At 62.7% G+C, this 13,270-nt stretch carries 15 protein-coding genes; 11 read left to right on the top strand and 4 right to left on the bottom strand.

Annotation, left to right across the window (positions count from 1 at the left end):
* Positions 1-51 precede the first annotated feature (51 nt).
* The gene (locus MJ603_RS16125; RefSeq protein ID WP_243064776.1) at positions 52-528 is read left to right on the top strand and encodes a hypothetical protein; all 477 of its coding nucleotides are present in this window, start codon (positions 52-54) and stop codon (positions 526-528) included.
* 19 nt (positions 529-547) lie between these two features.
* Here MJ603_RS16125 and MJ603_RS16120 read toward each other — a convergent pair whose 3' ends face one another.
* Entirely contained in the window at positions 548-1,471 is a 924-nt protein-coding gene (locus tag MJ603_RS16120) for a TIGR03560 family F420-dependent LLM class oxidoreductase (protein WP_243064775.1), read from the bottom strand.
* A gap of 84 nt (positions 1,472-1,555) precedes the next feature.
* Between MJ603_RS16120 and MJ603_RS16115 the strand changes: the two genes are divergently transcribed.
* The 7 genes from MJ603_RS16115 (at position 1,556) to MJ603_RS16085 (ending at position 7,295) form a co-directional block, all read left to right on the top strand.
* Positions 1,556-2,230, top strand: a complete 675-nt coding sequence (locus tag MJ603_RS16115) for a TMEM175 family protein (RefSeq protein WP_243064774.1) — start codon at positions 1,556-1,558, stop codon at positions 2,228-2,230.
* Positions 2,231-2,351: 121 nt separating this feature from the next.
* Positions 2,352-2,642, top strand: a complete 291-nt coding sequence (locus tag MJ603_RS16110; protein WP_243064773.1) for a Fe-S cluster assembly protein HesB — start codon at positions 2,352-2,354, stop codon at positions 2,640-2,642.
* Between the two features lie 333 nt (positions 2,643-2,975).
* Positions 2,976-3,626 carry an ABC transporter permease gene (locus tag MJ603_RS16105; protein ID WP_374230950.1) on the top strand — a complete coding sequence of 217 codons (651 nt, stop codon included), beginning with the start codon at positions 2,976-2,978 and terminating at the stop codon, positions 3,624-3,626.
* A complete protein-coding gene (locus tag MJ603_RS16100) occupies positions 3,613-4,842 on the top strand; it encodes an ATP-binding cassette domain-containing protein (RefSeq protein WP_243064772.1) in 1,230 nt (409 codons plus the stop codon). The genes MJ603_RS16105 and MJ603_RS16100 overlap by 14 nt, the downstream gene beginning before the upstream one ends.
* The gene (locus tag MJ603_RS16095) at positions 4,839-5,597 is read left to right on the top strand and encodes an ABC transporter permease (RefSeq protein WP_243064771.1); all 759 of its coding nucleotides are present in this window, start codon (positions 4,839-4,841) and stop codon (positions 5,595-5,597) included. Before MJ603_RS16100 ends, MJ603_RS16095 begins: the two co-directional genes overlap by 4 nt.
* A gap of 2 nt (positions 5,598-5,599) precedes the next feature.
* A complete protein-coding gene (locus MJ603_RS16090; RefSeq protein WP_243064770.1) occupies positions 5,600-6,610 on the top strand; it encodes a glycine betaine ABC transporter substrate-binding protein in 1,011 nt (336 codons plus the stop codon).
* 100 nt (positions 6,611-6,710) lie between these two features.
* The gene (locus tag MJ603_RS16085) at positions 6,711-7,295 is read left to right on the top strand and encodes a hypothetical protein (RefSeq protein ID WP_243064769.1); all 585 of its coding nucleotides are present in this window, start codon (positions 6,711-6,713) and stop codon (positions 7,293-7,295) included.
* 332 nt (positions 7,296-7,627) lie between these two features.
* On the opposite strand, the gene MJ603_RS16080 is transcribed toward MJ603_RS16085, so the two are convergent.
* The 3 genes from MJ603_RS16080 to MJ603_RS16070 all read right to left on the bottom strand — a co-directional run bounded on the left by MJ603_RS16080 (position 7,628) and on the right by MJ603_RS16070 (position 9,782).
* The gene (locus MJ603_RS16080) at positions 7,628-8,080 is read right to left on the bottom strand and encodes a hypothetical protein (RefSeq protein ID WP_243064768.1); all 453 of its coding nucleotides are present in this window, start codon (positions 8,078-8,080) and stop codon (positions 7,628-7,630) included.
* A gap of 64 nt (positions 8,081-8,144) precedes the next feature.
* Positions 8,145-8,537: a DUF2510 domain-containing protein gene (locus tag MJ603_RS16075; protein ID WP_243064767.1), complete on the bottom strand. Its 393-nt coding sequence runs from the start codon at positions 8,535-8,537 to the stop codon at positions 8,145-8,147.
* A 333-nt stretch (positions 8,538-8,870) separates the two neighbouring features.
* Entirely contained in the window at positions 8,871-9,782 is a 912-nt protein-coding gene (locus MJ603_RS16070) for an ATP-dependent Clp protease proteolytic subunit (RefSeq protein WP_243064766.1), read from the bottom strand.
* A 697-nt stretch (positions 9,783-10,479) separates the two neighbouring features.
* Between MJ603_RS16070 and MJ603_RS16065 the strand changes: the two genes are divergently transcribed.
* The 3 genes from MJ603_RS16065 to MJ603_RS16055 all read left to right on the top strand — a co-directional run bounded on the left by MJ603_RS16065 (position 10,480) and on the right by MJ603_RS16055 (position 13,025).
* Entirely contained in the window at positions 10,480-10,950 is a 471-nt protein-coding gene (locus MJ603_RS16065) for a hypothetical protein (RefSeq protein WP_243064765.1), read from the top strand.
* A 312-nt stretch (positions 10,951-11,262) separates the two neighbouring features.
* On the top strand, positions 11,263-11,532 hold the full coding sequence (locus tag MJ603_RS16060; protein WP_243064764.1) for a hypothetical protein: 270 nt from the start codon (positions 11,263-11,265) through the stop codon (positions 11,530-11,532).
* A gap of 395 nt (positions 11,533-11,927) precedes the next feature.
* Positions 11,928-13,025, top strand: a complete 1,098-nt coding sequence (locus tag MJ603_RS16055) for an IS1249 family transposase (protein ID WP_308220610.1) — start codon at positions 11,928-11,930, stop codon at positions 13,023-13,025.
* Positions 13,026-13,270: the final 245 nt, after the last annotated feature.

Below are 13,270 nucleotides of genomic sequence, written 5' to 3'. Positions count from 1 at the left end.
CCGTACATGGGGAAGGGCGACGGGCGGTCCGGGGGGTTCGCGAGGTTCTTCGTGACCGCGTTCAGCAGCGAGGCCACCGTGTACGGAATCGTGCTGGTGAGCGCGCTCATCGCTGTGGGCTGGGAGTACGACACCGACCTCGAGGTGCTCGTGTTCATCATCGCGACCACCCTGATCTTCTGGATCACGCACGTATACGCACGCACCGTCGCCGTGCACCAGGACAACGGGGATGATCCCGCCGACGTTCCCGTTCACACAGCGCTCGGCGAGGCGATTCGACACTCAGCAGGGATGCTGTTGGCGATGCTGCTGCCTGCCGTGTTCCTCGTTCTCGCGGCGGTTCACGTGCTGGACGAATACGTCGCGTATTACATCGCGCTCTGGGTGAGCATCGGCATGCTCGCCGTGGTCGGTTACGTCGCCGCGCTGAGACGGCGCAGGCCCCTCTGGCGGCGGATCCTCTCAGGCCTGGTCACGGGCATCCTTGGCCTCGTCGTGGTGGGGCTCGGGATTCTGGCACACTGAGGGTGCAGACGCTCGGCGGTCACGCAGCCAGCCGCGTCGCCTCCGCCAGCAGATCGAGCTGCTCCAGATCGGTGACGTCGAGCACCTGCAGGTACACGCGGCGAGCGCCGAGCTCGCGCAGGCTTGCGAGACGTTCGGCCACGTCGGACGGCGTGCCGTGCAAACCGCTCGCGCGATCCGCGACCGGGTCGCTGCCGTGCCGGCGGGAGCGGGCATCCGCCTGCTCGGTCGTCGTGCCGATCGTGGCCGTGAGCGCCACGGACAGCGCGAGCGTCTGCGGGTCGCGACCGGATGCCACGGCGACGTCGCGAACGCGCCCGAACCGCTCGGCGACGACATCGTTCGCCACGAACCCGGTGTTGAACTCGGTCGCGTACCGGGCGGCGAGTGCGGGAGTGCGCTTCGGGCCGCCGCCGCCGATGATCAGCGGCATGCGGTCTCCCACCGCACGCTGCGCCCCCGGCGCGCGATCGAGCCGGTAGTGCTCTCCTTCGAACGAGAAGGTCTCCCCCACAGGCGTGCCCCAGAGTCCTGTCACGATCGCGAGCGACTCCTCGAGCAGCCCGAACCGCTTCTGCGGGAACGGAATGCCGTACGCCTCGTGCTCAGGCGCATTCCACCCGGCACCGAGGCCGAGCTCGGCGCGGCCTCCCGACATGGCATCCACATTCGCGACCTGCACCGCGAGCACGCCGGGATGCCGGAATGTGACCGGCGTCACGAGTGTGCCGAGACGGATGCGTTCGGTCGCCACAGCGAGACCGGCGAGCGTGGTCCAGGCATCCGACACTGCAGGATCGCCGCGGAACTCCCGATCAGGTGCGATGTAGTGATCGCTCCGGAAGAACCCGTGAAAGCCGAGCCTTTCGGATGCCTGCGCCGCGGCGAGCAGTCGGTCCCAGGTCATGCCGAGCTGTGGCTCGACGAAGATGCAGTACTCCACCGCACCATCCTGCCGGGTGCGTCACGCCGTCGAGGACTACGCGTGTCGCCCCCTCGCCGTCGTGTGCCGGATAGCATCGGTGCCGTGAGCGAAGAGGTCGCAGGCGAGCACACACCGGACGGGATCTCGGATCGGCTGTTCAGTGCCGAGCGCGCCAAGGCGTTCATCGACGCCGTCGTGGCGATCGCGATGACGCTGCTCATCCTGCCCCTGATGGATGCGGCGACCTCCGACGTCGCTGTCGAAAAGGGCGCGGCATGGTGGTTCGACCATCACGGCTCGCAGCTACTCAGCTTCGTGCTCAGCTTCGTCATCATCGCGATGTTCTGGCTGAATCACCACCGCCTCTTCGCAAGCGTGAAACTCGTCTCGACTGGACTCCTGTGGTTGAACATCGCGTGGTTGCTGTCCATCGTGTGGTTGCCCGTCGCGACCGCGCTGTCCGGTGCGATGAAGGACACCGACACGTTCGTGAAGGCCGTCTACATCGGCTCGATGATCGTCACCTGCCTGCTGACCCTTCTCCTGCGCCTCTATCTACGGGCACATACCTCGTTCCACGGCATCACCGACGTGCACCTGCGAAGCGGCATCGCCGTGGACCTCTCGATGGCACTGCTCTTCGCCGTCGCCCTCGTCGTTGCCGTCCTCTTTCCTCTGCTCAGCTATTGGCCTCTCTTCGTCATGCTGCTGACCGGGCCTCTTCAGTCGCTGCTCGGGCGGATGCTCGGCGTGCCGAAGGCCTCGAAGTCCCGGTGAACGCATCCCCTGAACGGGGGCCAGCCTGGGCATCCGCGCAGAATCGGCGAACACGGGTTGCGGCTGCTGACGGCCTGCGGAATCGTGGCCGACTCATTGCCCGCTACCGGAAGGAGAGCCCATGCTCACCCTCACCGAGAACGCAAGCACGATCGTCAAGACGCTCACAGAGCAGACGGTGGATTCGCCCCAAGGGGGTCTGCGCATCAGCAGCACAGAAGAGAACAGTCAGGCGTTCGCCGTGACCGTCGTACCGGCACCCGAGGCCGACGACCAGATCGTCATCGGCGGTGACGCCCGAGTCTTCATCGAAGAGAACGCGTCTCCCGCGCTGAGCGACAAGGTGCTCGACGCCCAGCTCGACGAACAGGGCGCAGTGCGCTTTCAGATCGGGCTGCAGTCGCCGGCCTGACAAAGCGAGGCGCCGACCGCGGCGCAGAACATCGGAGGGGCAGCGCTCGAATCGGGCGCTGCCCCTCCGGGCTGCCTGCCGAATCCCGAAGTCTGGCCCTCCGCGTGGCGAACTCGTCACCGCCTTTTTGCGCAACTCGAGTGTTCCGGCTCTGATCAGGGATTTCTCCCCTCGTGCAGGCGAGGATTCAACCCTTCACAGGCTGCCGGCATCGCCCTTCGATGTGCGCCGGGGCCACGGTACCCCGTATGGTTTAGGCCGTCCGGTCACAGGCGTATGGCGTCGGGTGCCGGCTGACGAGCGATATACGAAACCGGTGTGAAGGACGATTTGATGCTGTGGAGATTTGTGGTCGACCGTTGGGACCAGATTTGGTTCGCGGCCTGGCAGCATTTCTCCCTCGTCGTTCAGTCGCTCGTTCTGGCCATCGTCATCTCGATGCTCGTCGCCTTCCTCGTCTATCGCAGCCCTCGGTTCAGCTCGATCGCCAACGGCGTCTCGGCGGTCGGCCTGACGATCCCGTCGTTCGCACTGATCGGCATTCTGATCGCCCCGCTCGGGTTCGGCGTCACCCCGTCGGTGGTCGTGGTGACGTTCTTCGCCGCACTTCCCATTCTGCGCAACGCGGTCGTCGGCTTGAGCAACATCGACCAGTCGGTCGTGGAATCCGCGCGCGGCATCGGCATGGGACGGCTGCGAACCCTGTTCACCGTCGAATTCCCTCTGGCGTGGCCGATCATTCTCACCGGAGTGCGCATCTCGGCGCAGATGGTGATGGGGATCGCCGCCGTCGCTGCATACGCGCTGGGTCCCGGGCTCGGAGGCTTCATCTTCTCCGGACTGTCCAGGCTCGGCGGTGCCAACTCCCTCGAATCCGTCGCGGTCGGCGTGATCGGCGTGGTCATTCTCGCCTTGATCCTCGACCTTCTACTCGTCGGCCTCGGCCGCCTGACCATCTCGCGAGGTATCCGTGTCAGCAAGTAACGCCATCCAGACCGATCAGGCCGCTTCGAGCAGCATCCTGCTCGACCAGGTCACCAAGCGCTACCCGGGCCAGGCCAAGGCCGCGGTCGACGGAATCACGCTCGAGATTCCCGCGGGCAAGATCGTGATGCTCGTCGGCCCCTCCGGCTGCGGCAAGACGACGACGCTGAAGATGATCAACCGGCTCATCGAGCCGACAGCGGGCCGCATCAAACTCGGTGACGAAGACGTCACGTCCATCGGCGGCGACGAGCTGAGGCGGCGGATGGGATACGTCATCCAAGCCGGAGGGCTCTTCCCGCACATGACCGTCGGCGCGAGCATCGCTCTGGTCCCCAAGATGCTCGGGTGGTCGAAGGAGAAGATCGCCCACCGCGTGGACGAGCTGCTCGATCTGGTCTCTCTCGACCCGGAGATGTACCGGGGTCGCTACCCGAAAGAGCTCTCAGGGGGTCAGCAGCAACGCGTCGGCGTCGCTCGCGCCCTGGCCGCCGACCCGCCCGTGCTGCTGATGGACGAGCCGTTCGGTGCCGTCGACCCGATCACGCGTCAGCGCCTGCAGGACGAGCTGCTGAAGATCCAGGAAGAACTGCAGAAGACCATCGTCATCGTGACGCACGACTTCGACGAGGCCGTGAAGCTCGGCGATTGGATCGTGATCTTCTCCGAGGGCGCCCACATCGTGCAGTACGACAGCCCGGAGCGCATCCTCGCCGAACCCGCGAACGAGTTCGTGGAGAACTTCATCGGGTCGGGAGCCGGGCTCAAGCAACTCACGCTCAATCGCGTGAAGGATGTCGAACTCGCCGACGCGATCATCGGACACCCGGGAGAGCAGGCCGCCGACGTGCTCGCACGGGCGAAAGAGGCGGGCCACGGTCATGCCGTCATCCTCGACGACCGGAATCGGCCGCTCAGCTGGCCGTCGCAACGCCAGCTCACCCGCCTTGCGACGATCTCGGAGTCGCAAGACCCGGAACTGCCGATCGTCGCGCAGAGCTCGACGCTCAACGACGCGCTCGACACGATGCTGGTGTCCAACGCCGGCGCCGCGCTCGTGACTGGCAAGCGCGACGCCTTCGTCGGAGTCATCAACGTCGAAGTGATCATGGATGCGATCACGCAGTCCCGCAGTGACGCGCGCGACTCCGCTCAGGCGCCCGTCGGGCTCAACACCGACACCATCGAGATCCAGCAGTCGGGAGCCGCGGTATGACGGATGCCGCCCGCGCGGAGACCGCCGGCAGTCCCGCTACCTGGCGCGGACTGCTGATCCAGCCGATCGTGGTGCTGATCATTCTCGCCGCGTACGTCGTCTGGCTGCTGACTGCTGACCTGTCCCCGACCGAGCGAAGCACGTTGAACCCCGCCGATCTCGTGGCGTATACGGGCCAGCACCTCGCTCTCACGTTCGTGTCCGCGGCGATCGTGCTCGTCCTCGCCATCCCGCTCGGCGTGCTGCTGACGCGACGCCCGTTCGTGCGGGCGAGCGGCGTCATCCTCACGCTCGCGAACTTCGGGCAGGCCGCTCCCGCGATCGGCCTGGTCGTGCTGCTGGCCTTCTGGCTCGGATTCGGATTCTGGGCGGCGGTCGTCGCGCTCGTGCTCTATGCGGCGCTGCCGGTTCTTCGCAACACGATGATCGGCATCCAGAGCGTCGACGAGCGGCTGGTCGAAGCGGGTCGGGGCATGGGCATGACCGCGTTCGCCGTGCTGTTGCGTGTCGAGCTGCCGCTCGCCGTGCCGGTCATGCTCGCGGGCATCCGTACGGCGCTCGTGCTCCTGGTGGGTTCGGCGGCCCTGGCGACGTTCATCGGCGCCGGCGGCCTCGGCCTTCTCATCACGACCGGCGTCAACCTGTTCCTCCCGCGCGTGCTGATCTCCGGCGCGCTGCTCACCGCCCTTCTCGCGCTGCTCATCGACTGGCTCGGGCGCGTCGTCGAGCACTACGCCCGCCCGAAAGGACTCTGAGCATGAAGACGCCTCGAAAGAGTCTGTTCCGCCGCGCCGCGATGCTGTGCGCGGTACTGGCATCCACCCTCGCCCTTGCCGGCTGCGGCCTGCAACCGGCGACGGCCTTCGTGCCGGCGGTCGCGCCGGGTTCGATCCACCGCATCGACGATCTACCCGCGGGATCGTCACTCACCGTGACGTCGAAGAATTTCACGGAGCAGATCATCCTCGGCAAGATGGCCGTGCTTGCCGCGAAAGCGGCCGGATTCCAGGTCACCGACATGACCAACGTTCCCGGCAGCGTCGCCGTTCGCCAGCTCATGTTGGACGGCAGCGCCGACATGACGTGGGAGTACACGGGCACCGCGTGGCTCACGTATCTGGGACATGCGGCGGGCATCCCGGACCCGACGAAGCAGTTCGATGCTGTGAAGGCCGCGGACCTCGAGAACGGTCTCACCTGGCTGCAGCCCGCCGAGCTGAACAACACGTACGCGATGGCCGTTCGCTCCGAGGCCGTGTCGAAACTCGGCAATATCTCCTCGCTGTCCCAATTGAAGGAACTTCCGGTGAGCGAACGCACGTTCTGCGTCGAGTCGGAGTTCAACTCGCGCTCCGACGGATTCAAACCGATGCTCGCGCACTACGGCCTCACCCTCGGTGCGGCCGACGGAGTGCCGACGAAGAACGTGAAGGTGCTCGACACCGGAACCGTGTACACGGCGACCGATCGTGGACTGTGCAATTTCGGTGAGGTGTTCACCACAGACGGGCGTATCAAGGCGCTCGGGCTGACCGTGCTCGACGACGACAAGAGCTTCTTCCCTGCCTACAACGTGGCCCCGGTGCTCCGTACGGCAACGCTGAAGAAGTATCCCCAGTTGAAGCAGGTGTTCGATCAGATCTCACGAAAGCTGTCGAACTCGGAGCAGCAGAAGCTGAACTACCTCGTCGATGTGAAGGGCGAGGAGCCCGCCGACGTCGCATTCGACTGGATGAAGAAACAAGGGTTCATCACCGCGCCGAAGTGACCGGCGCCCTGAGACGCTTCGTAGCGAGACGACCCGTTCACGGCGGAGTCCCCCCTGTCCGAGGGTCGCGGCATCGGATCGGCGAACTTAAGCTGCGCGCATGTCACACGCAACCTCGAATGATTTCGCGGGCGCCATGGACACCCACAAGGTCGACTTCTCGGCCTTTGCGAGCGACATCTCGCCTGAGGAATGGTCGAAGCTCATCACTGTTCGGCCGCCCGTCTTCTTTCCGTCGCCCATCGACTCCCTGTCGGTGGCGCATCCGATCGGCCGCGGCCGAACGAACACAACACTTATTCAGGCGACCATCGTGCAGACGGATGCGCCGTCGAGCTACGCGAGCTTCGACTACCCGGTGAACCCGTCGCGGGCGCCGGCGGTCTCGATCCATTTCGAGCCCGACGCCTACGGCCTCACAGCGACATCGAACTATGTCTTCACGTTCTATCTGTGGGCGCAGACGTCGACGGTCTTCTCTGTGAGCCAGTACGGGGCATCCAGTGCAGGCGGAATCGGCAATCGAACGATCAACGGCCAGCAGTCGCTCTCGGTCGCGCTGAACGGCCTGCCCGCGTCGCAGCAGTGCTACGTGGCGATCGAGCAACTCTCGGGCGAATCGTGGACGTGGTACCAGACCGTGATCAGCCCGCCGCCGTTGGTGTTCGAGCCGTTCGAGCCGTGAGGGTGGGTTCGGTCTGCCTCCGCGGAACGGAGGCTTCCTCGTGGCGCAGGCGTGATTCATTCGTTTGACTGGAGCTAGACCGGGCCTGACCAAACGAAAACGGCCGGCTTTCGCGAGCCGTTTTCTACTGTCTCAACACAGTGTGCGCCCGAAGGGATTCGAACCCCAACCTTCTGATCCGTAGAGACAAGGCGGGGGGTGTCCTCTGGTGTTGCAGGGTCTCCTGTATCGCGGAAAGTCGGGGCGCTAGGGGTTACTAACCGAGCCCTGGTGCGCGCTGACGTACGCGCGTTTCCCACGATGTGCACACACAACCGTGAACACAGATGAAGCTACGTGCCACCGTCGCTTTTCTTCACGGGATCCTTCTTCGGATCCCGAAGCGTCCCAATTGCCCCGGCCACAAATATTAGGCCGCCGGCACCCACAACAACGAAGACGGCCCACGCAAACCAAGCTCCAGTCGAGATGGCCCAAACGCCGAGCCAGTAAGCGGCATAGCCCAATATCCCGGCAAAGACCACCGTCAAGGCGACATTCGTGGGGTTGAGAGGTCGACGCTCCTTGGCCACCAATTTCGCCGCGTGCGAGTTGATGGCAACCAGGACATCCCTTTTGGCTGGGCTGGCGTCTGGCAGGCACTGCCAGACCGTCGTCAACTGATCAAGCCGCTTGATTGCCCGGGGCACTCCACCCCGAGCAGCGAGTTGCCCGACAAGAACGAGAGCGGCGGGAACGATGGCTGCAAGCGCCTGCCAAAGCGTCTTCTGAATGTCAGCGTTCACTTCACTCCCCTGCGTGTCCGTCCGCTGCACGCTTCCGTGCCATCGCTTCAGCGATGCGCGCCCGTTAGAAGTTCGCCTGAATCGCGCCCGGGATCGCTGCGACCATAATGACGACAGTGATTGCCAGACCTACGATGCCAAGCCATAAACCCCAGAGCGTTATCCCTCGTCCGGTCCCGAACGGGACGTGCCGCAACCTTCGCGAGCTGAGAACGATTCCCACAATCGTGAGCGGGATACACACAATGGGTAGTGCCACGAAGAGGACGCCGATCAGCGAGCAGACAAATCCTCCGACGCTCCCCGGATTGGGTACTGCGGGCAAAGTCTGCGGCGGTGCGTAGACGGTTGTGCTTGCGACAGCTGGACGATACTGCGAGGTCCAGCGGGCACCGTCCCAGAACCGGACCCTTCCACGCCGCGATGGGTCCGGGTACCAACCTGCCGGGGTGCTCAAATCAGTTCCTTTGCTATGAATCGGCCTTGATGGATGCTAGCCACGTTCGGCTGGTTCACGACATCCCCCATTGGGGCTCTACTCCCATGCTGAGGCAGCGTTCGTTCCCTGGCATCTGCGATCACGCGACGGCATCCCTGCGACTATGTGGGATCCGAGCGTGTGGAACACTGGCAAACACCTGTACCGGCTGCACGAGGCGTTCGAAGGTTACCCAGAGACCCGATTCATGCGCTGCGTCATATGCGGCTACAGCTTCGAGGGATACCTAGAGGACGCGATTGAGGCAGCTTGTTCAGGGGCCGACTCGTAGCACTGTGTTTGGTGACGATATCAGCGAACCTGATTCACCACACTGATCACTGCGATCCCTGCATTGTTTTCTATGATCTTAAAGGCGCGAGTATCAGCCAAGGTTTGTGTGCAGCTATGGTGAATGGCTAGGACTTTGTCTTGAAGGTCTGGGTCACTCTCGAGATCAACGACCACAATTCCTAGGCTCTTCGCCTTAGACGATGAGATATGACGGCTGTGGGAGAGCGTTAATGCGTGATCCGCCAATTCATCAAGCACTTTCTTGGATGCATCCACTTTATCGGTGCGCCCCGCGAACATTCCGGTTTGCATCCAGATGTCGACCATATCGCGAGCCCAACGAATCGCCTTTGCCGCTTCACCCACAAGTGTGGGATTGTACTTACCAATTATTGGTTGCCAAACCGGAATCGTAGAAGGATCGGCAGATATTTCCTTCTTCGCTTGATCGAATTCCTCGATTATGCCGTGCGCGGGCACCCCACCAATCTGCGGATCAATTGGGCCGAGGCTGGAATGTTTTCCCATGATCACTTGCCGAGCAGATAGGGCGATCATTGTCCCGCAAGACATGGCTAGTTGAGGGACAATCACGCGAATGTCTCCTGCGAACATCGTCCTGAGATAATCAACGAGCGATTCGCAGGCTGCAATATCCCCGCCCGGCGTGTGGAGGATAAGATCGAGGCCCTTATCACGGTCGAGACCATGCACCGTACTCATGAAGCCGGTCTTATCGCTGTCATTGATCTCGTAACCAGTAAGCCCCTGCCCAACCAGACTCTGTTTCTCGAGCCAGCCGGAGTAGTAGATGATTACGTTACGGCCGGTGTAGAGCGCCAGATCCGCAACATAACCGCGCCGCACAACATCGTAAGGGCTGCCAGTCTGTTGAACTGCGGTCTGGACATCAGGCCAGCTAGGCGTCACGAGACTCCGTCGTCGTTGTGCGAGTCACCTGAAAGACGTGGCCACTATCGTTTGCTCCCCACGCGGACAGGTAGCTGTAGCCGGCCGGGGCTGGCGTGAGCAAGCCCAAGGTGGCGAACGTGTCTTGAATTTCCTGATCAGTTGGGAGATTGACTTCAGTGTTGTGCATTGGCTGGGTCGACGCAGCGGACATGCGTGATCCTTTCGTGTGTATGAAGAGACTATGGCATGAGGCCCTGCAACCGGCTGAAGCTGGGCCCCCAATGTAGGGGTTGCTTGTGGACTAATCTCGTCGAACGTATATTCGAAGTATGTTGCACCCCAGGCCGATTAGATTCGATGCTGACACGTGGTTGGTGATGCGATCGGATCCGGTGCTTCCGAAGGCTGTGATTCAGCGTGTGCATCATCGCGAGGGTGACAGATACTTGCTGATCAGGTGAGATCTGGACCCTGCGAAACGTCAACTGATGAACGTGGTCGATTCGTTGGAGCGTACAGATGAACTGGTGTTGTACGACAACTGGAAGCCTGAAGGATTCTGGTCGGGTCCGCCGAACGGCCATCCGAGTGGTGCACAACGTCTCACGGACAAGGATGGGCAGCTTCGCACGGCTCATGAACGCGGCCACTGACCCGTGAAAGTGGGCGAGCGGCGATGACTCCTGCAGGGTTACCGTCACGGTAGATGACTCCTATGAGAAAACGCAGCGTCGCCTACTCGATCATCGCTCTCACGATGGCGCTCGGGCTGACTGGGTGCATCCAGGTCGTCGCATCCCCGGCTACACACACGACCGCCGCACACAACGCCAAGACAAAGACTGAAACCGAACAGACGCCGTCCGTATCGCCCACTCCGCTACCGCCGGTCGAATCGTCTCTCGTTCAGGAGATCAAAGCGAAGTTTCCCGGGTATCCGGTGGTGGTTGACGTGTCGAGCATCGATTCTCGACCACAGAACGAGTTCAACATGTCCGGGACAACGAAGGTCGTCGCACTAGTTCCTGGACTGTACATGGCGTACAACGCCAACGTCACAGACCTCGACTTCTACATTGACAACGCGGTAGTCAGCGGGGATTGCACGATGATGCAAGCGTACTTTTCGCAGTCTGGCGGGGATTGTTGGGACGGCGTACAGGCGGGCAGCGAAGAACCGCACTAGCCGGTCAGTTTGCCATCTGAGTTGGTGAAGACAGCCCGAACTGTATTGGTGAGTTCTCATCCTCAGTGAAAGCAACCGGAATTCCAGGGGCTATCAGAACACGCGTGGCCCTGCTACCCAGACCGTCGCGGATCAGCTCGGTTATCAACGCGGGTGCATCAGTCGGCTGTTGATCGAGGCGCGCAGGATGGATCCCCCCGCTACTTGGACCTGCCGAACGTTGCAAGTCCGGCGAATGGGCCTAACAAAGAACGTCCCCGGGCTGCTGGAACAGACCCGGGGACCAATCCACAACTAGCGAAAGGAACGGACATGAACACCATAACGAACAACGTCTCGAGTACCCCTGACGACACTTGGACGATTCACGACATCGCGCTCGACGCGTTCGAACGCAACCTGAGCGTGCCAGACCTCATTCTTCAAACGATCAAGCCCGGCGACGCAGCAGAGGCTGCCATCCGCGAATGTGGATCGGATCTTTCGCAGGCGACCGTCATCGAGGTTGACGACTTCGCTGAGGATCACGGGCTCGATTTCAAGGCGACAGCGCTGGCCTGGGGACGGATCTACCACCACTGACCCGACGTGTTGCCTGCGCCGGACTGGCTCACGGTTCGGCACAGGCAATGTAGTGGAGGAATTGAACATGAGCGATGAGTTGCTAAGTGATTCGGTCCGTCCTTGGGCGGCTGCGCACGGCATCGACCCCGATTCTGCAACAACCTGGGATGTTCAGCGGTTCTGGCGAATAGGGCAATCGAAACGCAGCCGAGGTGGCGACGTCGAAACTGGCACGTTACGCACACGTTGATCAAGCGTGCAGGCTATAACGCTCGTCCCGCGAGCCGGTGCACACACACTGCACACACAGGCCGAGTAATCGGGTTATAGGCAAGAACGTGTGGATGGGTTCTTGATCTAGCGGCGGAATCACGGGGTAGAACGTGGATGGTCATGGTCCATGACTCTTAGGCGTGGACCATCCCTCGAATCAGACGAACTGCGTGGTATGCGGATCGTTGCTCGTGAAGAACGGAATGACTGCGGCGGGAACGCAGCGGTGGCGATGCCGAGACTGCGGGGCGTCATCGGTGCGGCGGCGTCCGGACGTCACCCGACGTGAGCAGCTGCGCCGGTTCTTGACGTGGCTGGTCGGGAAGGCCAGCCAGGCTGAGCTCGGCGGCGGCACGGGCCGTTCCTTCCGTCACGACACCGCATGGTGCTGGACCCTTCAGCCCTGCATGCCCGTCACGGGTGAAGTCCACGACGCGGTTCTCGTCGACGGAGTCTGGATCGGGTCCTGGTGCCTGCTGATCGCGCAATCCGCGACCGGAACGGTGATCGCCTGGCAGTGGGCCGCGAGGGAGTCCACGGCCGCGTGGGAAGCCCTGTTCGCCCAGATCCCGCCACCGCTGGTCGTGGTCACCGATGGCGGCTCCGGGATCCGTTCCGCGCTCGCCCGAACCTGGCCGGACACGAAGGTCCAACGCTGCATCTTCCATCTGCAGTTGAACGTGACCCGCGAACTGACACGGAAACCACGCCTGCACGCCGGTAAGGCGCTCCGACAGATCGCGCTCGCCCTGACAGATGTCCACAGCGTGGATGACGCGATCACCTGGCGGCTCACACTCGAAGCATGGTGGCAGAAATATGGGCACCTCACCCGGGAGCGGAGCATGTACGACAACGGCCAATTCGGGTACACCCACCACAGGCTCCGAAAAGCCTGGGCCGTGCTGCACCGAACCGTGCAAGCCGGACACACCTTCACCAACCTCGAGCACGGCAACCCGCGAGCGACCTCACGCCTGGAAGGGTTGAACTCCCAGATCCGACACCTCCTCCGCCACCACCGAGGCATGCCCATCGAGCACCGCCGCCGAGCCGTGGAATGGTACCTGCTGCTCCACGAGATCCCCATCGATCAGGCACACAAGCACGCCCACCAGCCCGCACCGAAGCGCATCGAATCACCGGCAGACGAACCCATCCGGCCCGCGCTCTACGACACCGCTCTCAGCGCCGAAGAAGGCCTCTGGCACCGAACCGGCTGGGCAGGACGCACATGACACGCCCGGACCATCCACACGTTCTTGCCTATAAGCCGAGTAATCGACCTATCACAGGGCAAAACGAAACCCCCGGTTCACGTGCAACTTCCGCATGATTCCGGGGGTTTCTACTGTCTCAACACAGTGTGCGCCCGAAGGTGCCGGGGGTCGCGACATAGGTGACAGGTGATACGTGACAGGTGAGTCGCGACATATGCGACAGGCTGGCGGGTGTCGAAGAACCGTGTCGCTGTGCTTAAAGT

This window comes from Humibacter sp. RRB41, assembly GCF_022761015.1.
Lineage (GTDB): Bacteria > Actinomycetota > Actinomycetes > Actinomycetales > Microbacteriaceae > Humibacter.
This window is presented reverse-complemented; position numbering and strand designations above follow the sequence as displayed.